This window comes from Streptomyces sp. NPDC059371, assembly GCF_042751995.1.
Lineage (GTDB): Bacteria > Actinomycetota > Actinomycetes > Streptomycetales > Streptomycetaceae > Streptomyces.
Genome location: NZ_JBHYXD010000001.1, coordinates 83,847 through 106,173 on the forward strand (window position 1 = coordinate 83,847; position 22,327 = coordinate 106,173).

The window sequence follows — 22,327 nt, forward strand, 5'->3', positions numbered from 1 at the left end:
AGCTCCTCGCCGCCGATGCCGCGCAGCACCCGCAAGCCCGCCACGGTGTCGGAGGCCAGCTCGGTGGCACGGCCCGCCTTCTCCCGCTGGAAGTCGGCACGCCGGGTGGCCCGGGGCAGCAGCGGCAGTACGGCCAACGCCAGCACGGGTACGCCCACGGCGACGATCACGCCCAGGGCCGGCTGGTAGACGACCAGGGTCACGCAGACCACCACGACCGTCACGGCGGCGGCCGAGAACCGGGACACGCCCTCCACGAACCAGCCGATCTTCTCGACGTCGCCGGTGGAGACGGAGACCACCTCGCCCGCCGCGACGCGCCGCGTCAGGGCGGAGCCCAGCAGGGCGGTCCGGCGGGCCAGCAGTTGCTGGACGCGCGCGGCCGCGGTGATCCAGTTGGTGACCGCGGTGCGGTGCAGCATGAGCTCGCCGACGGCGATGCACGCGCCGCACACGGCCATCAGCGCGCCGGTCAGGGCGAGCCGGGTGCCGGAGCGGTCGATGACGGACTGGACGGCCAGACCGACGCAGAACGGCAGCGCGGAGACGGCGAGGAAGTGCAGCAGACCCCAGGCCAGGGCCTTGAACTGTCCGCCGAGTTGATTCCGCCCGAGCCACCACAGGAATCGGGGACCTGAGCGCGCGTCGGGCACACCCGGGTCGGGATACGGAAGGTCTTGGATCTGCATGACGTCCCAGTGGCTCGTGTCAGGCGATGGAGAGTGTTCCGGATGTCGGCAGCCGGCCGGGCCGGGGCCGGCAGCAAACCGTGACAGGTTCGCGTCGCAGCGTGGTCGAAAGCAAACGGTTTTACGTCCCGTCGCAAGGAACCGGACCGAGGTGGCAGCGACTGGCCGGTACGAGAGAGAAGGGCGATTCGCCCGATACGTGATGCGAGTATGGACGACATGCGAAAGAACGGTGCGATGCGTACGGGGCTCGCGGCCATGGTCTGCGGGGCCGTCGTGCTCGCTCTCTCGGCCTGCGGTGGCGCGGAGGGCGGAAGCGGCAGCGGCAGCGGCAGCGGTGCGAAGGGCCACTCGGGACCCCGCGGTGAGGTCGCTCGTACGAGTGCGCCCGCGGTCGACCCGACGCGCATCCCCGACGTGGGAGACCGGCTCCAGGGGCAGATCCCCTCCGACTCGCGGCAGGTCCTGGCGGTGTACGGCGAGGGCAAGGACTCCGCGGACTCCACGGCCGTGCTGTACACGAAGTCCGGTACGGCCTGGGAGAAGACGAGCGTCTGGGCCGCGCACAACGGGAAGAAGGGCTGGACCACCGACCATCACGAGGACGACAAGCGCAGCCCCGTCGGTGTGTTCACGCTCAGCGACGCCGGTGGCGTGCTCGACGACCCGGGTGCCCTGTTGCCGTACGCGCAGTCGGAGACGTACCAGGCTCCGCACGACTGGCCCGAGGCGTACTGGCACGACTTCGACTACGTCATCGCCATCGACTACAACCGCATCGAGGGCAATCCGCCGGACGATCCGACCCGGCCCTGGGGCGACGACAAGGGCGGCGGTATCTGGCTGCACATGGACCACGGCAGCGGCACTTCGGCGTGCGTGAGTCTGCCCAAGGAGGGCATGGAGTACCTCCTGCGCACACTCGACCCGCGGCAGCATCCCGTGGTGGTGATGGGCGACAAGGCGGATCTGAAGGCTTAGCGGACCCGGGTGCGTTGGCCGGGGAGCGCTGGTGTGCCATTGCGGACGGCTCGACCGCCCCGTAGAACACCGCACATGAAGAGACCGGTCATCATGTCCATGCTCGCCGGGTTGCTGTTAGCGGCGAGCACCCTCCTAGGGGCCGGCCCGGCTCCGGCGGCCACCGCGCCCGTCACGGATCGCACGTCCGCGGCCTCCACAGCGACCGAGGCCTCCACCGCGTCCGCCGCGGACAGCGCGTCCGCCGCGGACAGCGCGTCCGCGCCCGTCGCCCGGTCCGCCGACGTGCCCGCCGAGTTCGGCAGCGACTGGCACGACCCCGTCACCGCCGCCCCGCCCGTCGGCAGGCCGTCCGCGAAGTCCTGCGAAGTGACGCTCGCCGAGGCGCGGTTCCGCGACTTCACGCCCTACACCGGGACCTACACCCCGCCGTCGGGCTGCGGCGACCGCTGGAGCGAGGTCGTGCTCCGGCTCGAAGGCAAGGTCAAGGGGCGTCAGTTCGACCGTCTCGGCTATCTGCACGTCGGCGGGGTGGAGATTCTCCGTACGTCCACGCCCGAGCCGTCGCCCGACGGGATCGAGTGGTCCGTCGAGACCGATGTGACGCGCTACAGCGACACGTTCCGGCGGAGCCAGGACGTCGAGATGCTCATCGGGAACGTCGTCGACGACACGTACACCGGGGTTCTCGACGTCAAGGCCACGCTGACGTTCTACGCGGGCAGGCCGGCCGTGACCCCCGACCGTGTCCTGACCCTCCAGGACGGCACCCTGACGACCCCGCGCAACAGTGAGCGCGTGATCGCCGAGGTGTACGCGACCGGGTCCGGCGGCGGCTGCGAGGAGGTCTGGTACATGACGGTCCCGGACGCGGCACCGTACTCCTGCAAGGCCGGCGACGGCCCCTACCGTGAGGTGCAGATCAAGGTCGACGGCCGGCTCGCCGGAATCGCCGAGCCGTTCCCGACCGTGTGGACCGGAGGCTGGTCCAACCCCTTCCTCTGGTACGTGATTCCGGGGCCCCGGGCCTTCGAGGTCAGACCCGTCGAGTACGACCTGACCCCGTTCGCCGGACTCCTCAACGACGGGCGCCCACACCGGATCGACGTCTCCGTCGTGGGCGTTCCCGAGGGGCGGACCGGCTGGAGTCTGCCCGTCAACGTGCTGGTCCGACAGGACGCTGGGCGCGCCCATGTGAGCGGTGGGCTCGTCCGGGCCGAGGCGGGCGGTCTCGCCGACTCGACCACGTACACACCCGGTTCGGAGAACCGCGTCGATACCACGGGCGGGCACCGGCTGACGGTCGCCGGGTATCTCGACACCTCGCACGGCCGGGTGCTGACGACGGTCAGCCGGGAACTCGCCAACAACTCCACCCACCGCTGGACCGAGGGGGAGAGCACCGACGGCCTCAAGGCGACGTGGACCGACGACGAGGTGGTGACCGTCGACGGACGCGGACCGGCTACGACGACGCGCACCCGGCGCACGTACACGATGGACGGCACGACGACCGTCGGCGCCGACGACCGGCTGCGGACCGTGCTGACGCTCGGCGACCGGGCCACCGTGACCGAGGAGTCGGGCGCCAGGCCCACCACCCGGTCACGGCTCGACGACACCTACACCGGCGACGCGACCTACACGACCGGTGTGCCGCGCGACCAGCGTCACGCGGTCGCCACGACGAGCGAGCGCTATCGGAGCCATGGTTCGGCCGGCTGTTACGACCGTTCCCTGGTCACCGTGCAAGGGACGCTCACACAGGATCGCGTGCGCTGCTGAGCCCGGCCGACGCCTGAGGGCCGGCCCGCTCAGGGAGACCGGTCGGCCGGTCCGGCGCCGGGGCGGGTCGCGTGCTCCAGCGCCAGCAGGGCGGAGTGGTAGGAGCGGCCCGTCGCGTGATCCATGCCCACCTCGCACATGCGGTTGGCCGACAGATGCGCGTCGAAGTCGCGTGAGGTCACGTACGCCGCCTCCTCGCGGGTGGCCGACTCGGTGAGCTCCCTGTGGAGCATGCCGCGGTCGCCCGCGAAGGCGCAGCACCCGGCGTCGTCGGGCACCACCACCTCGTCCGCGCAGGCCTCGGCCACCGCGCGCAGTTCGGCCTCGTCGCCCAAGTGCCGCATGGAACAGGTCGGGTGGAGGACCGCGGAGCCGAGGGTGCGGTGCACGGTGAGGTGGGGGAGGAGTTCCTCCGCCGCCCACACCACTGAGTCGACGACCCGAAGCTCGGCGTGCAACTCCCGGTTGTCCGGGGTCAGATACGGTACGACCTCGCGCGCGATGCCGAGTGTGCACGACGAGGCGTCCACGACGAGCGGCAGTCTGCCGCCTGCGGTCCAGCCCCAGGCCGCCTCGACGACGCGGTTGGCCATCACGGCGTTGCCGGCGTCGTACCCCTTGGAGTGCCAGATCGTCGCGCAGCACGTTCCGCGCACATCGTCCGGAATCCAGACCGGTTTTCCCGCGCGTGCGGAGACCACGACGACGGCCCGCGCGAGGGACACGTCTCCCGGGCCGCCGAAGATGCGGTTGACGCAGGCCGGGTAGTAGACGGCGACGGCACCCACGCGCGCGGTGCGGGGCAGCGCGGAGGGGGCGGCTCCGGGCATGCGCGGCAGCCACTCGGGCACGAGATCGGGGCGTACGGCCCTGCGGACCGCACGTGTCACGGCGTTCACCCGCCGGTCGCCGATCCGGTCCGCGGCGGCGACGGCCAGCCGGGCGGAGGCCTCGAGGACCCGGAAGTGCCGCGCGGCCAGCGCGGCCGCCTTCTCCTCGCGCGGCGTGTGCCGGGCGTGCCGGAACGTCTTCATCAGGGCGCCCGTGTCGATGCCGACCGGGCAGGCCAGTTTGCAGGTGGAGTCGCCCGCGCAGGTGTCCACGGCGTCGTATCCGTACGCCTCCAGGAGCCCCTTCTCCACGGGCGAGCCGTCTGCCTGGCGCATCAACTCGCGGCGCAGCACGATCCGCTGGCGCGGTGTCGTCGTCACGTCCCGGCTGGGGCAGGTCGGTTCGCAGAAGCCGCACTCGATGCACGGGTCGGCGATCGACTCGATGCGCGGGATGGTCTTGAGACCCCGTACGTGCGCACGAGGATCGCGGTCGAGCACGACGCGCGGGGCGAGCACGCCGTCCGGGTCGATCAGCCGCTTCGTGCGCCACATCAACTCCGTCGCCCTGGGTCCCCATTCGAGCTCCAGGAAGGGCGCGATGTTGCGTCCGGTGGCGTGTTCGGCCTTGAGCGAGCCGTCGAAGCGTTCGACCGTGAGCCGGCAGAACGCGTCCATGAAGGCCGCGTAACGTTCCACGTCGGCGGGCCGGGAGGCGTCGAAGGCCAGCAGGAAGTGCAGGTTGCCGTGGGCGGCGTGGCCCGCGACGGCGGCGTCGAAGCCGTGCCGGGTCTGGAGTTCCAGCAGCGTCTCGCAGGCCTCGGCGAGCCGCTCGGGCGGTACCGCGAAGTCCTCCGTGATCAGCGTCGTACCGGACGGACGCGCGCCGCCGACCGCCGTCACGAACGCCTTGCGCGCCTTCCAGTAGCCGGCGACGGTCCGCTGGTGACGGGTGAGGGAGTTCGTGACCGAGGGCACGGGCGACACCAGGGAAAGCCCCTCAAGGACCGCGCGGGCCCGCTCCTCGTACGTCTCCTGTGTCGCCTCGTCCGGGGCTCGGAACTCGACGAGCAGCGCGGTCGTCGGACCCGGCAGACCGGCCCAGTCCCCGGGTACGCCGTCGACGGCCACCGAGGCACGCAGGGTGTTGCCGTCCATCAGCTCGACGGCCGCGGCGCCGGCGGCGGTGAACAGGGGCACGGCGGCGGCCGCGGCCGGCAGCGAGCCGAAGAAGAGCAGCGCCGCGGAGACCCGGCGGTCCAGCGGCAGGGTGTCGAAGACGACCTCCGAGATGAAGCCGAAGGTGCCCTGCGAGCCGACCATCAGACCGCGCAGGATCCCGACCGGCGTCGAGCCGTCGAGGAACGCGTCCAGGCGGTACCCGTTGGTGTTCTTGATCGCGTACTTGGCGCGGATGCGGTCGACCAGCCCGGCGTCCGCCTCGATCTCGGTCTTGAGCTCCATGAGTCCTGCGCACAGGTCCGGTTCCGCCAGGGCCAGCCGTTCGTCGGCGTCGGGTTCCGCGGTGTCGACGACCGTGCCGGACGGCAGCACGAACATGAGCGAGGCCAGAGTGACGTACGCGTTGCGGGTGGTGCCCGCCGTCATACCGGAGGCGTTGTTCGCGACCACGCCGCCGATCGTGCAGGCGACCGCGCTCGCCGGATCGGGGCCGAGCACGCGCCCGTGCCGGGCGAGCGCGGCGTTCACGCGGGCGACGGTCGTGCCCGGCGCGATCCGGACCCGCGCTCCGCCGTCGAGGACCTCGACGCCCGTCCAGTGCCGGCGCACGTCGACGAGGATGTCCTCACCCTGCGCCTGGCCGTTGAGCGAGGTCCCGGCCGCGCGGAACACCACCTCGCGGCCCTTGCCGTGGGCGTACGAGAGCACCGCCGAGACGTCGTCGAGGTCCTCGGGGACCACGACGACCCGCGGCACGAAGCGGTAGGGGCTCGCGTCGGAGGCGTAGCGCACGAGGTCGGAGATCCCGGTCAGCACCTTGTCGGCGCCGAGCAGGGCGATCAGGTCGCCGCGCAGGGGCTCGGGAGTGCCGTCGGCCCGGTCCTCCGGGACCCGGTCGGCCGCCGGGGCGTCGGGGCGCGCGCCGGGACGCAGTGTGTCGGGGTCGGGCTCCAGCAGAGGCACGGCGGATCACTCCTCAGATGCTCGGCTGACCGACGGCGGCGCGATGTGCCTGTCGTACCCAGCCCGCCTGGCCTCGTACCCGGCCGCCCGGCCTCGTACCCGGCCCACCCGGCCTCGTACCCGGCCGCCCGGCGTCGGGCGCGTCCGGCCCGGTAGCGTCCGCTCCGCCCTGAGTCGCCTCAGCGGCGACGCACCGTCCCGAGCCCGTTCAGCACCGGTGGTCCATCCTCGGCATGCCGTCCACCAAGGTGTCCAGCAGCCCGCCGAGCACCTCGCGCTGCTCGTCCGTCAATGGAGCCAGGATCTCCTCCGCGGCGCCGCGGCGCGCGGCGCGCAGCTCGCGCAGCGCCTTGCGCCCCTCGTCCGTGACCTCGATACGGATCACCCGGCGGTTGGTGGGATCGGGCACCCGGCGCACCTTGCCGCTCGCCTCCAGGCCGTCGACCAGCGTGGTCACGGCACGCGGCACCACTTCGAGGCGCTCCGCGAGATCGGCCATACGGGGTGGTGAGGCGTAGTGCGCGAGGGTCCGCAGGAGCCGGGACTGGGCAGGGGTGATGCCCAGCTCGCGCTGCTCCAGATGGCGTTTCTGGATGCGGTGCACGCGTCGCGTCAGACGCAGCAACTGCTCGGCGAGCAGGCCGTCGGCATCGGGGGTGCTCATGCGGGAACAATATCAGGATGCCGTTCATTGTGAGTATAGGTAACAATGAGCTGGGGTCCGTCAGTCGTCGGGTCCTTGTCGATGTCCTTGTCGTCATCGGCACCTCTGTCCTCCCGTCTCCCTAGGAGTCCATTGCGTCCCGAACAGTCCACCTGGAGCCCGCCACCTGTCGACAGGCAAGAGCCACGGCAGGTGCGCCGCATCCTGAGCCTCTTCCGGCCCTACCGCGGCCGCCTCGCGATCGTCGGCCTGCTGGTCGGCGCCGCCTCCCTCGTGGGCGTCGCCACGCCCTTCCTGCTGAAGGCGATCCTCGACACCGCGATCCCTCAAGGGCGTACGGGCCTGCTGACCCTGCTCGCGCTCGGCATGATCGCGAGCGCCGTCCTCAGCGGTGTCTTCGGTGTCCTGCAGACACTGATCTCCACGACCGTCGGCCAGCGTGTGATGCACGACCTGCGTACGGCGGTCTACGGCCGTCTCCAGCGCATGTCGCTCGCCTTCTTCACCAGGACGCGCACGGGCGAGGTCCAGTCCCGCATCGCCAACGACATCGGCGGCATGCAGGCGACCGTCACGTCCACCGCCACCTCGCTGGTCTCCAACCTCACGAGCGTGATCGCCACGATCGTCGCGATGGTGGCCCTCGACTGGCGCCTGACCGTCGTCTCCCTGCTTCTGCTGCCGGCCTTCGTGTGGATCAGCCGCCGGGTCGGCGACGAACGCAAGAGGATCACCACCCAGCGCCAGAAGCAGATGGCGGCGATGGCCGCCACCGTCACCGAATCGCTGTCCGTCAGCGGCATCCTGCTCGGGCGCACCATGGGCCGGGCCGACTCGCTGACGAAGTCCTTCGCGGAGGAGTCCGAAGGCCTCGTCGACCTCGAGGTGAGGTCGAACATGGCGGGGCGCTGGCGGATGTCCGTCATCGGCATCGTCATGGCCGGCATGCCCGCCTTCATCTACTGGACCGCGGGCGTGGCCCTTCAGCTCGGCGGACCCTCCATATCGATCGGCACGCTCGTCGCCTTCGTCTCGCTCCAGCAGGGCCTGTTCCGGCCGACGGTCAGCCTGCTGTCCACCGGTGTGCAGATCCAGACGTCGCTGGCGCTGTTCCAGCGCATCTTCGAGTACCTGGACCTGCCGATCGACATCACCGAGCCCGAGAACCCGGTCCACCTCGACCAGGTCAAGGGCGAGATCCGTTTGGAGGACGTCGAGTTCCGTTACGACGACAAGGGCACCCCGATCCTCGACGGCATCGACATCACCGTCCCGGCAGGTGGCAGCCTCGCCGTCGTCGGTCCGACCGGCTCCGGCAAGTCGACGCTCAGCTATCTGGTGCCCCGGCTGTACGACGTCACGGGCGGACGGGTGACCCTCGACGGGGTCGACGTCCGGGACCTGGACTTCGACACCCTCGCGCGCGCGGTCGGCGTCGTCTCCCAGGAGACGTACCTCTTCCACGCCTCGGTCGCCGAGAACCTGCGCTTCGCCAAGCCGGACGCCACCGAAGAGGAACTGCACGCGGCGGCGCGGGCAGCCCAGATCCACGACCACATAGCGTCGCTGCCCGACGGGTACGACACGGTCGTCGGTGAACGCGGCCACCGGTTCTCGGGCGGCGAGAAGCAACGCCTCGCCATCGCCCGGACGATCCTGCGCGACCCTCCCGTGCTCATCCTGGACGAGGCGACCAGCGCCCTGGACACCCGTACGGAGCATGCCGTCCAGGAGGCCATCGACGCCCTGTCGGCCAACCGCACCACGCTCACGATCGCGCACCGGCTGTCCACGATCCGGAGCGCCGACCAGATCGTCGTCCTCGAGTCGGGCCACGCGGTCGAGCGCGGCACGCACGAGGAACTGCTGGCGGAAGAGGGGCGCTACGCGGCTCTCGTCCACCGGGATGCCCAACTGGAGCCGACAAGATGACGATATGCCGGGTTTGTGGGCACTAGCGCGTTACCGTGCCCGTTATGCAGACGAACACTCCGCCACGGAGCACGATCCGACTGACGCGCCGGGGCCGGGTCGCCCTGATCGCGACCGGCGCCGTCGTGGCGGCAACCGCCGTGGCGGTGCCGCTGCTGAGCATGGGGGACGACGCCGGCCCGACGTCTCTCGTCGTTCCGGAGGGCTGGCGCTCCGGACAGATCTACGCGGCCGTCGACAAGGCTCTCCGGGTCCCCGTGGGAACCACAAAGAAGTCCCTGGGGAAGGCCCGCCTCAAGCTTCCGAACGACGCCAGGGGCAACCCCGAGGGCTATCTCTTCCCGGCGACCTATCCGATCGGCGAGAAGGCGACCCCCGAGTCCCTGCTCACGTTCATGGTCGACACCGCGAACAAGCGGTTCAACGGGGCGCCGATCGCGGCGGGCGCGCAGCGCAACGCGATGAACGTCTATCAGGCGGTCACCGTCGCGAGCATCGTGCAGGCGGAGGCGGCGACCGAGGCGGACATGGGCAAGGTGGCCCGGGTCGTCTACAACCGCCTGGCACGCGGCATGCCGCTGCAGATGGACTCCACCATCAACTACGCGCTGAACCGCTCCACCCTGAGCACCAGCGAGGCGGACACCAGGCTCGACAGTCCGTACAACTCGTACCGGCGCATGGGCCTGCCGCCCACGCCCATCGCCAACCCCGGCGAGGAGGCGATGCGCGCCGCGGTCAACCCGCCCGCGGGCGATTGGCTGTACTTCGTCACGGTCAAGCCGGGCGACACGCGCTTCACGGCCGACTACAAGGAACACCAGCGCAACGTGGCCGAGTTCAACCGGCTGCACCACAAGAGCGCGTCCCCCACGGCCTCGTCCACGCTCCCTCGGACGGACTCTCCCGCGGTCGCGTCCCCGGCGTCTCCCGCGGTCCCGCCCGTGGCCTCTCCCGCGGTCACACCGGCGATCACGCCGGACGAGTCACCCGCGGTCGCATCCGCCGCGACCCCCACGGCCAGTCCCAGGGTCGTGTCCACGGCCGGTTCCACGGTCACTTCCACAGCCAGTCCCACGGTCATTCCCACGGTCATTCCCACGAACTGACAGGCGTACGTGGCATCACACGGCCACCGGCGCGTCCGCCAGCAACTGCCGGATGTCCCGTACGGCCGCCCGGCCCGCCCGGTTGGCGCCGATGGTGCTCGCGGAGGGCCCGTAACCGACCAGGTGGATCCGCGGATCGGCGACCGCGCGCGTTCCCTCGACCCGGATGCCGCCGCCCGGTTCACGCAGTCGCAGCGGTGCCAGATGGTCGATGGCGGCCCGGAACCCCGTCGCCCACAGGATGACGTCCGCGTCCACGCGCGCCCCGTCCGCCCACTCCACGCCGTCCGGGGTGATCCGGTCGAACATCGGGCGCCGGTCCAGCACGCCGTCGGCCAGTGCCTGACGGATCGCGTCGTTCAGCGGCAGCCCGGTGACCGAGACCACGCTCTTCGGCGGCAGCCCCTGCCGGACCCGCTCCTCGACGAGAGCGACGGCAGCCCGCCCGAACTCCTCGGTGAACGGTCCCTCGCGGAAGACCGGGGGACGCCGGGTGACCCAGGTGGTCGCGGCCGCGTGTGAGGCGATCTCCATCAGATGCTGGGTACCGGAGGCGCCACCGCCCACGACGACCACGCGCCGCCCGGCGAACGACTCGGGGCCCGGGTACTGAGCCGTGTGCAACTGCCGTCCACGGAAGGTCTCCTGGCCCGGATAGCGGGGCCAGAACGGGCGGTCCCAGGTGCCCGTCGCGTTGATCAGCGCCCGCGCCGACCACGTACGGTCGCGGGCTTCCACGAGCAGTCGCCCGCCGGTCCCCTCCCGGACCGACCTGACGTCGACCGGCCTGTGCACCGGCAGGCCGAAGGTGCTCTCGTACGCGGCGAAGTACTCGGAGATCACCTCGGAGGACGGACGGTCCGGGTCGGCGTCCTTGAGGTCCATGCCGGGCAGGGAGTGCATCCCGTGCACCTTGCCGTACGTCAGTGACGGCCAGCGGAACTGCCAGGCCCCGCCCGGGTGCGGCGCGTGGTCGAGCACGACGAAGTCGCGCTCCGGCTCGAAGCCGGTGCGCCGCAGGTGGTAGGCGGCGGCCAGACCTGCCTGACCGGCTCCGACGACGACCACATCGACCTCGCGCGCATGCACCCCGGTGTTGTTCACGCTTCTACGAACCGGACCGGGGTCCGGGATCTTCCCGTCCGGCACGTCGGGTGCCTCACTGTGAGCCACCCGACGAACGCACCGTGCCGGAAGCCGCCGGCGGCCGGCCGTCCACGATCGGACGCCGGACGGCGTCGCCACAGCCGCCGGACGGATGCCGTCGCCACAGGCCGGGAGCCCGCGGATGGGGGAGGATCGAGGCATGTCCGATGCCTTCACCACGCAGGTCCTGAACATCTCCTCCGGCTCCTCGGAGACGGTCGTCGACCTCACCCGCGACTGCGAGGCGTTCCTCCGTGAGGTCGCGGCGGGCCGCGACGGCCTCCTGAACGTCTTCGTCCCGCACGCCACCGCCGGGATCGCCATCATCGAGACCGGCGCCGGCAGTGACGACGACCTCCTGACCGCGCTGCACTCCCTGCTTCCCGCGGACGACCGCTGGCAGCACCGTCACGGCAGCCCCGGACATGGCCGCGACCACGTCCTTCCCGCCATCGTCCCGCCGCACGCGACCCTGCCGGTGGTGGACGGGTCACTGGAGCTGGGGACTTGGCAGTCGGTGTGCCTCGTGGACACGAACCGGGACAACCCGAGCCGCCAGGTGCGACTGAGTTTCCTCGGCTGAGCGGCCGGCCCTGACGCTCAGTGGACTCAGGCCCCGTAGGCCACGAGTGCCATCATCCCGGCCTCACTGTGGTACGCGTTGTGGCAATGCAGCATCCACTGCCCGGGGTTGTCGGCGTCGAAGGCGACGGACACCTTCGACCTGGGCAGCACGATGGTCGTGTCCTTGCGCGCGCCTTCGACGCCGAGTTGGTAGGTGTGGCCGTGCAGGTGCATCGGGTGCCACATGCCCGTGGCGTTGACGAAGTCGAGTTGGACCCGCTGGCCCTGCTGCACCAGCAGCGGGTTCGCGGTCGGGTCGGCCATGTCGAACCGGTGGCCGTTGATCGCCCAGTCGTACGCGCCCATGCTGCCGGTGAGTTTGATGCGGAGGACCTGGTCGGGATCCTTCGCCTCCAGCCGTGCGCCGTCGCTCGCGCGCAACTGTCCGGCGGTCACCATGCGGCCGTCCAGTTGACTCGGACGCACGGCCGGATCCGGCAGGCCTCCCGATCCGGTCCGCACGAGAGCCATGCCGGAGACGTCCTTGCCCTCGGCCAGCGCGACGAGCGGGAAGACGCCGTCGTCGAGGGTGACCAGCACGTCGTACCGCTCGCCCATGGCGACCAGCAGGGCGTCGACCTCCTCGTGCTCGACGGGGAAGCCGTCGGTGTGGGTGATCGTCAGTTTGTGGCCGCCGAGCGCCACCCGGTACGCGGTGTCGGCGCCGGCGTTGATGATCCTGAGGCGGACCCGCCTGCCGGGGGTGCCGTTGTAGACGGCCGGGTCGGTCGCCACGCGTCCGTTGATCAGGTGGTACGGATAGTTGACGTCTCCGGCGTCACGGCCGAGCAGAGGGCTGGCGGAGCTGCCGAGCCTGAACCGCGTCGAGGCGCCGTCGCCGGCGGCCGGGGACGGCGGCATCGACGGGTGCCGTGAGGACATCGGCCGCCTCGATCCGCTGCCCTTCATGTTCATGCCGGACATGCCATGGCTGAGCTCGGCGAAGACGTCGTCGGGCGTGCCGGTCACGCCGTCCAGCCAGTCGTCGAGGACGATGACCCACTCGTCGTCGTACGACAGCGGCTCCCTGGGGTCCTCGACGATCAGCGGCGCGTACAGGGCGCGGTCGACCTGGACGCCCACGTGCGGGTGGAAGAAGTACGTGCCGGGTTTGTCGGCGACGAAACGGTACGTGAAGTTGGATCCGGCCCGGACCGGGTTCTGTGTGACCGGCGGTACGCCGTCCATGTCGCCACGGAGCGAGATGCCGTGCCAGTGGATGGACGTCGTGGTGGGGTCGGGCAACTGGTTGGACAGCTCGGCTTCGAGCGTGTCGCCGGCGGAGATGCGGATCTCCTTGCCGGGGATCTGTCCGCCGAAGGCCCAGGACTTGGCCGTCACCCCGCCGCCCAGGTCGACGGTGGCGGGCGCGGCGGTCACGTTGAGGCTTCGCACCCTGCCCGTGGCGCCGCGCTTCTTCTCGATGCGCGCGACCTGGGCTCCGTTGGGGCTGAGGAGGGAGGGAGTGGTGGGGGCGTCCTTGCCGCAGGCGGCGAGCAGGCCGGTACCTGCCGCTCCCAGTCCGGCGAGGACGGTGCGACGGTTGATGCTGTTCACGGGGAGTCCTCTTCTCGATGCGCGTCAGGCGTTTCGGGACGGTCCACGCACGGCCGTGCGGCGTCGGAGGACGCGGAGGGCCGTGGGGACATGGCCTATGTGCGCGGTGAGGAGAGGAACGGCGGGCCGGGCCCAGGGCAACATGCGTACCGTCATCAGGGGCGTCAGCACTTCCTGCGAGCTAGGACCGCCACCGTACCCCGGACGGGTATGTGTACCCCGGAACTGCCGGGACCGTCGTTCGAGATCGTCCAGGAATCATCCGAATGCGGGCCGCGGCGGTGCCGACGGAGCCGGTGCCGGCCGGCGCCGTCCTCGTGACCGCTACTTCTCCGGGATCTTCTGCTCGAACCAGACGACCTTGCCGCTGCTCACGCGTGTCGCGCCCCAGCGCAGCGCTAGTTGATTCACCAGGAAGAGGCCCCGACCGCTCTCGTCCCCGGAACCGGCCTGCCGCATCCTCGGCACCTGGGGCGAGTCGTCGGTCACCTCGCAGCGCAGCACGTCGGTGCGCAGCAGTCGCAGCGAGAGGGGACGGGAGGCGAACCGCACGGCGTTCGTGACGACCTCGCTGACCATGAGTTCCGTCGGGTCGACCAGGGACTCCAGACCCCAGCGGCGCAGGGCCCTGCGGGTCAGCCGGCGCGCCTGGCCCGCGGTCATCGGGTGCGGGGCCAGGAACCAGTAACCGACGCTGTCCGGCGGGAAGCCGTCGAAGCGGGCGGTGAGCAAGGCGATGTCGTCGTCCCGGGTTCCCGGGCCCAGGGTTCCGAGCACGTGGTCGCAGAGCACCTCCAGCGAGACGAGTCCCTGGGCGGTGTTCTGGAGGGTGCCGCGCAGTGCCTCGACGCCGCTGCCGATGTCGGTGTCGCGGGACTCGACGAGTCCGTCGGTGTACAGCACCAGGGTCGCCCCGGGGGGCGCGGCCATCTCCACCGACTCGAAGACGACACCGCCGACGCCGATCGGAGCGCCGGGCGGGACCCCGAGCACCTCGGCCCGGCCGTCCTCGTGGAGCAGTACCGCGGGCGGGTGGCCGGCGTTCGCCATCAGCAGGCGGTGCGAGATCGGGTCGTAGATCGCGTAGAGGCAGGTGGCGATGTGGTCGCTGCCCAGCCGCTGGGCCTGCTCGTCGAGATGGTGCAGGACCTCGTTCGGCGGCAGGTCGAGACCGGCGAGGGTCTGCACGATGGTTCGGAGCTGGCCCATGATCGCGGCGGAGGTCATCGAGTGGCCCATGACGTCGCCGACGACCAGTGCGATCCGGTTGCCGGGCAGCGGGATCGCGTCGTACCAGTCGCCGCCGACCTGGGCGGTCTTGGAGGCCGGCAGATAGCGGCTGGCCAGCCGGATGCCGGTGGGTTCCGGCAGCGACGACGGGAGCATGGTGTGCTGGAGGGTGTCCGCCACGGCGGCCTCGTGGCCGTACATCACCGCCTTCTGGACCCCGAGCGCGGTGTGCGTGGCGAGCTGCGAGGCGACGAGCAGATCGTCGCTGGTGAAGACCGGGCGGTCGGCGCAGCGGAACAGGACGACCGTGCCCATCACGTGATGGCTGCCGTGCAGCGGCGCGATGATCAGACGGTGGCCCGGCGGCAGCGTGCCCGGCGGGAGGGTTCCCGCCGCGAGCAGTTCGGCGACGGCGGGCGCGTTGCCGGGCGCGTCACCGAACGCGGGACGCCCGTCCCGCAGCAGCTCCGCGAGCCGGCCGCTGCCGACCGGTTCCACACGCTCGGCGATGTCGGGGAGCGGTGGTGGCGGTGTCCCGGCGTACGGGGCTTGGCCGGCGTAGGGGGCTGTACCGGCGTCCGGGGCCATGCCGCCGTACTCGGCCGCGTCGCTGTACGCGGCTCCGTCGCCGAGCGGGGCTGTGTCGGGGTACGCGGCGGTGTCGGGGTACCCGGCGGTGTTGTCGTGCGGGGCTGTGTCGGGGTACGCGGCTGTGTCGGCGTGAAGCGCTCCCGGCCACGTCCGTTCGGAGCTGTGCAGGCGGAGCACGACAGGTCCCGTCGACCGCTCCGTGCCCACCGGCAGCGGATCGACGAGGTGGATGAAGACCGCGTCCGCGAACGCCGGTACGGCCGCCTCCCGCAGTTCCCGGAGCGTCTCGTCCAGATCCATCCCGCGGGCGATCCGCCGCGTCGCCACATCGAGATACCGGAGGCGGTCGGTCTGCGGCACGCGGCCGTCCGTCACCGCCGCAGGTGGCAGGAGGACCTGTGGCGGGGTGGTGCCCTCGTGAGGGGTGCGGTGTTCGGTCACGCTTCTGTCCCGTCGGGTGGGTGGCGCGGTCCGCGGCTCGGACTCCGCCTCCTCAGTCACACCGCCGGCAGCACAGGAAGACCTGCTCCTCGGGCGGGACATCGGTCACCGAGGGGGCGTACGTGTACGAGGTCTCCTTGACGACCTCGAAGCCCGCCTCCTCGATGATCTTGTGCAGGTCCTCCCGCAGATAGCCGGAGACCCGGATCGTGTTCCCGAGGAACGGGATCGCGAAGTCGTCCACGTCGGCCTCGACCATCGACAGGACGAACAGGCCGCCGGGCACCAGCAGATGACGGACGGTCCGCAGGGCGAGGGGAATCTCGGCGCGGGGCAGCATCAGCAGCGAGAAGAAGGCGGCGACGCCGTCGAAGCGGCCGAGGTCGCGGGGACCGCCCGGGCGCAGATCGGCGAGGTCCAGTTGATGGAACGTCGCGTCGGGGACGTAACCGCTCGCGAGCTTCAGCATGCCGCCGGAGAGGTCGACGCCAACGACCTCGAACCCCGCGTCCGCCATCTGGCGCGCGGTCGGCACCCCCGTGCCGCAGCCGAGATCCAGGACCCGCGCCCCCTCGGCCAGTGATCCGACCAGCCACTCGCCCGCCGCGACCTGGCCTTCCTTGTGCGGGAAGGCCTCGTCGTAGCGGTCGCCGATGGCGTCGAAGGCTTCGGCCTGGCCTTTGCGGTCGAGCAGAAGGCTCTCGTAATCAGTCCCGTGATTGCTGTTGATCACGAAAGGAACCTTTCATGGGGGCGGTCGAAGTGGTTCGTCATGTGGATGAAAGCGGCCATGACGGGAACTCCGAGCCTTGTCGGTCGCTCAGGAGACGTCAATTCGAGACGATAGTCGTTCAGCGTTCCGCGGGATGCCCAAGTGTCCGAAACTGTTCGGCCCGCGGAACGGCTTCCGTGCGGGCTGCCCTGCCGCTGACGGCATCCGAACTCGTGCTGAGCGGAAGCGAGTTGCAGTACCCGGGTGACACCGACACGGCTGGAATCCGTCCGGGGGATTCGGGGGCCGGAGCGGCCCTCGTGACGGCAAGTCGCGCTAGTGGCAGGGGACATGCCGAAGTCGACTCCTCGTGTGGGGAGTTGAGGCAACGACGAGGTGGCGGCCCCGGCCCTCTGCGCTGGATCGCGCGGGCGGTGCCACGAGCGGTGACATGGACGGAGGTGCCGGTGGTGCATGCGGCCGGAGAGGCCGGTGGCGGGACCGGCATCCGGTCGCCGCACCCCGGTTGCCGCGCCCCGGTCGCCATACGCCGCACCCCGCTCGCCGCACGCCGGTCGCGGTGTCCGCCCCAACCGGATCTCCCGGTCCGGCGGCGCCACCGGTTCTCCGGTCCGGCGACGCCACAGGGTCTCCGATGCGGCCGGACGGCCCGTCTCCCCGTACCGAAATGTCCCATTCATGGAAGGATCGAGTCGTACCCCATGTGGACCTGGATATGGACCTGGAGGTTGCCGTGTCCGTGCACCGCGTCGGCCTGGTCGTCCACCAGGGGCGGACGGCGGCCCGCGATGTGGCCCGCGCCGTGCACGACTGGTGCGACGCGCGAGGCCTTCGGTGCACCGAGATCGATGTCTGGGCCAAGGACCAGCGGCGACGCGGCGGACGCGCGGAAGCCGAAGCGGCCGGCAATCCGGATCTCGTCGTCACGCTCGGCGGCGACGGCACCTTCCTGCGCGGCGCCCGGATCGCCGTCAAGAGCGGTGCGAACGTGCTGGGCGTCGACCTCGGCAAGGTCGGCTTCCTCACCGAGGTGCCCGCGGCCGACGTCACCCGGGCACTGCAGGCGGTCCACGAGGGCAAGGCCACCGTCGAGGAACGGATGACGCTGACCCTGCGTGCCTCGCGGGTCCTTGAGATCCCTGGGGAAATGGAGGCCGTGCTCTGCTACGGGCGGGGTCCGGCACTGCCTCCGCCGCAGGTCAGAGCCGAGACGACGGAGGGCGACGGCTGGGGGGTGGCGCTGGACGTCACGGCCCTGAACGACGTCGTGGTGGAGAAGCTGGCCCGGGACCGCCAGGTCAGCGTCGGCGTCTACCTCGCCGGCCGGCGCCTGGCCTCCTACTCGGCGGACGCCTTCGCCGTCGCCACCCCCACCGGATCGACCGCCTACAGCTTCGCCGCCGGCGGTCCCGTGCTCTCCCCGCACATGGACGCGGTCGTCTTCACCCCGATCGCGCCGCACATGACCTTCAACCGCAGCGTCGTCGCCGCGCCGGACGAGCCCGTCGCCCTGCGGGTGCTGCCCCACTCGGGCCAGGCCGCCGTCAGCATCGACGGTCAGTTGCGCGGAGTGCTCGACCCCGGCGACTGGATCGGGGTCTTCCGGTCTCCACGGCGGGTGCGTCTCATCCGCCTGCACCCCACCGACTTCTACGGACGGCTGCGCGACCGCTTCCGCCTCACCGACGCGCCGGCCACAGCGGCCGACGCCGAAGCCGCCCCGTTCTTCCGCCCCGACACCCCCATCCCCCCGGACCTCGCGGAACTGCGCCTGCCGCCGCCATCGGCGGCCCGGTGACGGCGGGGCCGCGTCCCGGGCGGCCGGCAAATTCCCGGGAAGCCGTCGATCCGCGCGCGTCCCGTTCGACGTACGGGTGAGAGCGGGACACCACCGACCCAGGGAGCACGGCCATGCCCAAGCTGCGTGTACACAACATCACCGTCTCGGTGGACGGCTACGCCGCCGGTCCCCGCCAGAATCTCGGGCATCCGCTCGGCGAGGGCTTCGAGACCATGCACGAGTGGATGTTCGCCGCCATGCGCGACCTGGCCGACGGCAAGGACGGAATCGACGTCGAGTACGTGAGGCGCGGCGAGGAGAACATCGGCGCCACCATCATGGGCCGCAACATGTTCGGGCCTCAGCGCGGACCGTGGGAGGACGAGTCGTGGACGGGCTGGTGGGGCCCCAACCCCCCGTACCACAACGATGTGTTCGTGCACACGCACCACCTGCGGCCCTCCGTCGTCATGGAGGGCGGAACGACGTTCCACTTCACCGACGAACCCGTCGAGACGGTCCTCGCCCGCGCTTTCGAGGCGGCGGCGGGCAAGGACGTCCGGCTCGGCGGCGGAGCGGCCACCGTGCGGCAGTACCTGCGCGCCGGACTCCTCGACGAACTGCACATGGCCGTCGTCCCGAGGCTCCTGGGCGGCGGAGAGCGCCTGCTCGACAATCTGGGGGACGCGATCGACGGCTACCGGGTGGCCGAGACGGTCGGATCGCCGGCCGCGACGCACGTCCGGCTGGTCCGCCGCTGACCCGACCGCCTTCGCGAGGCCGGCCCGGCGGCTCGTGGCCGGCGACGCTCCCGGCGCACGAGCCGGCCACGGGCTCAGTCCTCCCGCGCGGACGTGTCAGGCCCCGGCGCGCCGACACGCAGGCCGTCCGCCACCAGGTCCAGCAGGCGGCGGGCGTGCGCCTGCCAGTCTCCGTGCCGGTCGAGGTGCCAGAGCCCGGCGACGGCGAGCAGGAAGTCGTCGGGGGTCACCCCCGGCCGGATGGTGCCCGCTTCCTCGTTGGTCCTCAGCAGGAGCGCGACGGCCGAGCTCAGGGGCCCGTGGTCGAGCCTCGTGAGAACTCCCCGGGGTGTGGTGGTGGTCGTGCGCAGCGCCTCGGTCAGACCCGCCTTGGCCATCGCGAACCGTGCGAGACGGTCGGTCCACTCCCGCAACGCCCGGTCCGGCGGGCGGGTGGCGAGCAGATGCGCCGCCGCGTCGGTCACCTGCCGCACCTCGTGGCGGTGGATCTCCAGGATGAGGGCCTCGCGGTGGTGGAAGTTGCGGTAGAAGGTCCCCTGACCGACCCCCGCCTTCTTGGCTATCGCGCTCAGCGGTGTGTCGGCGGAGCGGATCAGTTCCGCGAGGGCCACGGCCAGGATGCGCTCGCGATTGCGCCGCGCGTCCGAGCGCAGCGGCCCGTCCGGACCGGTCGGCGCTCCGGGGCCCGTGGCTGTGTCGTACGGACCCGCCGGCGCTCCCGGGCCCGTGGCTGTGTCGTACGGACCTGGCGGCGCCCCCGAGCCCGCGGGTGCGTCCTTGTCGGGGTGCACGCGTACTCCTTCCGGAACGACCGCCGGACCCTCCCGGTGGTGCCGACGTCCGGGCCGCCCTCGGCGACCGGAACCTCTCGCCGACCGGCATTCTGGCGCACCCGGCGGAGCTCCGGCCGGGACTTCCGAAATGGCCCACGGACGGGTAGCGGTCCGGTGACCCGGCCCCGCTCAGGCCGCGTGGGCCCGGTGACCCGGCGTCGCGCTCAGCCCCGCGTCGCCCGCCCGATCGACTCCACCAGGGGCAGCAGGCGGTGCGGGACCCGTTCGCGCAGGGCCACCTCGGTCCGGGTGCGGACCACTCCGGGCAGGCTGATCAGGGCCTGGATCACATCCTCCAGGTGGGCGTTGTCGCGTGCCGCGACCCGGGTGATCAGATCGCCGCCGCCGGTGATCGAGAACGCCTCGATGATCTCCGGCACGGCGGCGAGCGCGTCGCCCACGTCGTCCAGGTGCCCCTGCGTGACCTCGATGTGCACGAACGCGAGCACGGGATGACCGAGAGCGGCGGGGGACAGCGACGGGCCCGTCCCGGTGATCACCCCGTCCCGCTCAAGCCGGTCGAGGCGGGCCTGGAGCGTGCCCCGGGCGACACCGAGGACACGGGCGTATTCACGGACGCTGCTGCGCGGCTGCTCCAGAAGCAACCGCAGGATGCGGGTGTCGAGCTCGTCCACGGGCATGGTCCGTTGGCCTCCTCGCGGCCGACAATATTCTCCTTTGACTGTACCAATGGCCCAGCCGAAATCATGCCGGTTGAGCCAGTTCCGGGCTGCCGCGTACCTTGTCCGTATCGATGGCGCTGCGCAGCGCCGGACGGCAAGGAAGCCGTACCGGACCCGCGGCGCCTTTCGCATGTGCGCAGCGCATGCCGGATCACTGTTGAACTGCGAAGTGGGGGCGGGCCGCCGAAGGTGAAGAAGATGTTCATGGTGCCGGATCCGGGACTGTTCCGGCTGCGGGTCTCGCTCCGGGCGGTTCTCGGCATCGGCCTCGCGGTCGCTCTGTGCCGACTGACCGGACTCTCGCTCCCCGCCTCGATCGCGGGCGGGCTCGCGGCGCTCCTCGCGCTGTTCACGGTCGGCGACCCGACCGTGCGCGGCCAGGCCGGCACCACCGCGCTGCTTCCCGTGGCCGGCTTCCCGGTCCTCGCGGCGGCGACCACCCTGCACGGGGCGCCGATGCTGCGGGACGCGACCTGGCTCGCCGTGGTCTTCGCCGGGGTGTACGCCCGCCGCTTCGGCCCGCGCGGACACGCGCTCGGCATCTTCGCGTTCATGATGTTCTTCACGACGCAGTTCCTGCACGCCGTGCCCGGCCAGCTCCCGCAGCTCTACGCGGCCGTCGCCCTGTCGCTGACGGCCTCCTCGGCGGTCCGGTTCGGCGCCTGGTGCATCGAGCGGCGCAGCCCCCTGCCCGCGGCACCGCTGCCGCTGGAAGGACGCGGGCTGGCCCGCCCCGCCACCCGTCAGGCCTTCCAGGCGACCGCGGCCTGCGCCTTCGCGCTCACCGCGGGCCAGTTGCTCTCGCACGACCGCTGGTACTGGGCCGTCGGCACCGCGTGGTGGATCTTCGTCAACACGGCCTCGCGTGGTGAGACGCTGGTCCGCGGCTTCCGGCGCGTGATCGGCACGTTCATCGGCATCATGGCCGGGCTCCTGGTCGCCGTGCCGCTGCACGGTGCGCCCGCCCCCACCGCCGTCCTCGTCGCGGTCAGCGTCTTCGGGATCTTCTACACGGCAGCTCCCTCGTACAGCTGGATGATGTTCTTCGTCACCGTCATGGCGGGCCTGCTCTACGGGCTGCTCGGTGTCCTGCATCCGGGGCTGCTGGGCCTCCGGCTCGCCGAGACCGGCGTCGGCGCGCTCGGTGCCGCGCTCGCGGTGGCGGTCGTCCTGCCGATCACCACACACACGGTCACCGACCGCTGGATCGAGCGCGCCCTGCACGCCGTGCACGGCTGCACCTCGGCGGCGGCCCGGCGGCTCGCGGGTGACGAGCGGGCCGACCCGGCACCGCTCGCGGGGGAGCTCGAAGCGCTTCTGGGGCGCGTACGGATGGCTCTGGCGCCCCTGGTGCATCCGCTCAACCCGATGCGGCGGCGCAAGGAGCGGGCCCGCGCGATCCTCGCCCTGCTGGACGACTGCGCCCGCGAGGTACGAGGTCTCGCCGCTGTCGCCGCCGACCCGGACGCCTCGCACGACGCCCGCCTCACCGCGGCCTGCCGACGGGTCGAGACCGCGATGGAGTCCCTGGTCGGCGCCGTCCCGGGAGGCGCTCCGGCGCCCCATCACAGCGTCCCGGGCCATCACCCCGGTGCCGAGCAGGCGCTTGTGCACCTGCACGGCCTGGAGCGGGCGCTCGTCGACATGGCGACACCGCTGCGCGGTCCTGTTTCCCGCTCGCGACTCGTCGTCGGCGCCTGACGCGGCAGCACGTCTTCTTCTCCTCCGGTCCCTGGGGGGGCGTGCGGCCCCCCGCGGCGCGGGTTTGGTTTGTTGGCGCGGTGTGGTGGGCCGAGACGGGCACGGGGTGGCG

At 71.5% G+C, this 22,327-nt stretch carries 15 protein-coding genes and 2 pseudogenes; 8 read left to right on the forward strand and 9 right to left on the reverse strand.

Translation table 11 applies throughout. The annotated features are described in order from the left end of the window. Positions 1-47 precede the first annotated feature (47 nt). Positions 48-689 (reverse strand): annotated as a pseudogene (locus ACFXGX_RS00410) (ABC transporter transmembrane domain-containing protein); the annotation flags it as partial. Between the two features lie 219 nt (positions 690-908). On the opposite strand from ACFXGX_RS00410, the gene ACFXGX_RS00415 reads away from it, so the two are divergent. Then, positions 909-1,670 carry a L,D-transpeptidase family protein gene (locus ACFXGX_RS00415; RefSeq protein WP_384783031.1) on the forward strand — a complete coding sequence of 254 codons (762 nt, stop codon included), beginning with the start codon at positions 909-911 and terminating at the stop codon, positions 1,668-1,670. Between the two features lie 75 nt (positions 1,671-1,745). Further along, complete coding sequence (locus ACFXGX_RS00420; protein WP_384783034.1) at positions 1,746-3,455, forward strand: peptide-N4-asparagine amidase; 1,710 nt, start codon at positions 1,746-1,748, stop codon at positions 3,453-3,455. Positions 3,456-3,484: 29 nt separating this feature from the next. On the opposite strand, the gene ACFXGX_RS00425 is transcribed toward ACFXGX_RS00420, so the two are convergent. Together ACFXGX_RS00425 and ACFXGX_RS00430 are read right to left on the reverse strand one after the other, a co-directional pair. Continuing rightward, positions 3,485-6,430, reverse strand: coding sequence for an FAD-binding and (Fe-S)-binding domain-containing protein (locus tag ACFXGX_RS00425; protein ID WP_384783037.1), 2,946 nt, complete (start codon positions 6,428-6,430; stop codon positions 3,485-3,487). Between the two features lie 208 nt (positions 6,431-6,638). Next, positions 6,639-7,094: a MarR family winged helix-turn-helix transcriptional regulator gene (locus ACFXGX_RS00430; protein ID WP_384783040.1), complete on the reverse strand. Its 456-nt coding sequence runs from the start codon at positions 7,092-7,094 to the stop codon at positions 6,639-6,641. Positions 7,095-7,175: 81 nt separating this feature from the next. Here ACFXGX_RS00430 and ACFXGX_RS00435 point away from each other — a divergent pair, with 81 nt between their 5' ends. Together ACFXGX_RS00435 and mltG are read left to right on the forward strand one after the other, a co-directional pair. Beyond that, positions 7,176-9,026, forward strand: coding sequence for an ABC transporter ATP-binding protein (locus ACFXGX_RS00435; RefSeq protein WP_384783043.1), 1,851 nt, complete (start codon positions 7,176-7,178; stop codon positions 9,024-9,026). 44 nt (positions 9,027-9,070) lie between these two features. Then, a pseudogene (gene mltG / locus ACFXGX_RS00440) lies at positions 9,071-9,910 on the forward strand (endolytic transglycosylase MltG); the annotation flags it as partial. A 240-nt stretch (positions 9,911-10,150) separates the two neighbouring features. On the opposite strand, the gene ACFXGX_RS00445 reads toward mltG, so the two are convergent. Beyond that, complete coding sequence (locus ACFXGX_RS00445; protein ID WP_384783046.1) at positions 10,151-11,239, reverse strand: NAD(P)-binding domain-containing protein; 1,089 nt, start codon at positions 11,237-11,239, stop codon at positions 10,151-10,153. 202 nt (positions 11,240-11,441) lie between these two features. Here ACFXGX_RS00445 and ACFXGX_RS00450 point away from each other — a divergent pair, with 202 nt between their 5' ends. After that, positions 11,442-11,864, forward strand: coding sequence for a secondary thiamine-phosphate synthase enzyme YjbQ (locus tag ACFXGX_RS00450; protein WP_384783049.1), 423 nt, complete (start codon positions 11,442-11,444; stop codon positions 11,862-11,864). A 26-nt stretch (positions 11,865-11,890) separates the two neighbouring features. On the opposite strand, the gene ACFXGX_RS00455 is transcribed toward ACFXGX_RS00450, so the two are convergent. The 3 genes from ACFXGX_RS00455 to ACFXGX_RS00465 all read right to left on the reverse strand — a co-directional run bounded on the left by ACFXGX_RS00455 (position 11,891) and on the right by ACFXGX_RS00465 (position 16,457). Beyond that, complete coding sequence (locus tag ACFXGX_RS00455) at positions 11,891-13,462, reverse strand: multicopper oxidase family protein (RefSeq protein WP_384783052.1); 1,572 nt, start codon at positions 13,460-13,462, stop codon at positions 11,891-11,893. Positions 13,463-13,786: 324 nt separating this feature from the next. Beyond that, a complete protein-coding gene (locus tag ACFXGX_RS00460) occupies positions 13,787-15,583 on the reverse strand; it encodes a SpoIIE family protein phosphatase (protein ID WP_384783337.1) in 1,797 nt (598 codons plus the stop codon). Between the two features lie 193 nt (positions 15,584-15,776). Further along, positions 15,777-16,457, reverse strand: a complete 681-nt coding sequence (locus tag ACFXGX_RS00465) for a class I SAM-dependent DNA methyltransferase (protein WP_384783055.1) — start codon at positions 16,455-16,457, stop codon at positions 15,777-15,779. Positions 16,458-17,190: 733 nt separating this feature from the next. Between ACFXGX_RS00465 and ACFXGX_RS00470 the strand changes: the two genes are divergently transcribed. Continuing rightward, the gene (locus tag ACFXGX_RS00470; protein ID WP_384783339.1) at positions 17,191-18,255 is read left to right on the forward strand and encodes an NAD(+)/NADH kinase; all 1,065 of its coding nucleotides are present in this window, start codon (positions 17,191-17,193) and stop codon (positions 18,253-18,255) included. A gap of 113 nt (positions 18,256-18,368) precedes the next feature. After that, a complete protein-coding gene (locus ACFXGX_RS00475) occupies positions 18,369-18,998 on the forward strand; it encodes a dihydrofolate reductase family protein (RefSeq protein WP_384783057.1) in 630 nt (209 codons plus the stop codon). A gap of 74 nt (positions 18,999-19,072) precedes the next feature. Here the strand turns inward: ACFXGX_RS00475 and ACFXGX_RS00480 are convergent, their stop codons facing one another. Both ACFXGX_RS00480 and ACFXGX_RS00485 read right to left on the reverse strand, forming a co-directional pair. Then, a complete protein-coding gene (locus tag ACFXGX_RS00480; RefSeq protein ID WP_384783341.1) occupies positions 19,073-19,651 on the reverse strand; it encodes a TetR/AcrR family transcriptional regulator in 579 nt (192 codons plus the stop codon). A gap of 344 nt (positions 19,652-19,995) precedes the next feature. Further along, positions 19,996-20,472, reverse strand: a complete 477-nt coding sequence (locus ACFXGX_RS00485) for an Lrp/AsnC family transcriptional regulator (RefSeq protein WP_384783060.1) — start codon at positions 20,470-20,472, stop codon at positions 19,996-19,998. 240 nt (positions 20,473-20,712) lie between these two features. On the opposite strand from ACFXGX_RS00485, the gene ACFXGX_RS00490 reads away from it, so the two are divergent. Beyond that, on the forward strand, positions 20,713-22,215 hold the full coding sequence (locus ACFXGX_RS00490) for an FUSC family protein (RefSeq protein ID WP_384783063.1): 1,503 nt from the start codon (positions 20,713-20,715) through the stop codon (positions 22,213-22,215). Positions 22,216-22,327: the final 112 nt, after the last annotated feature.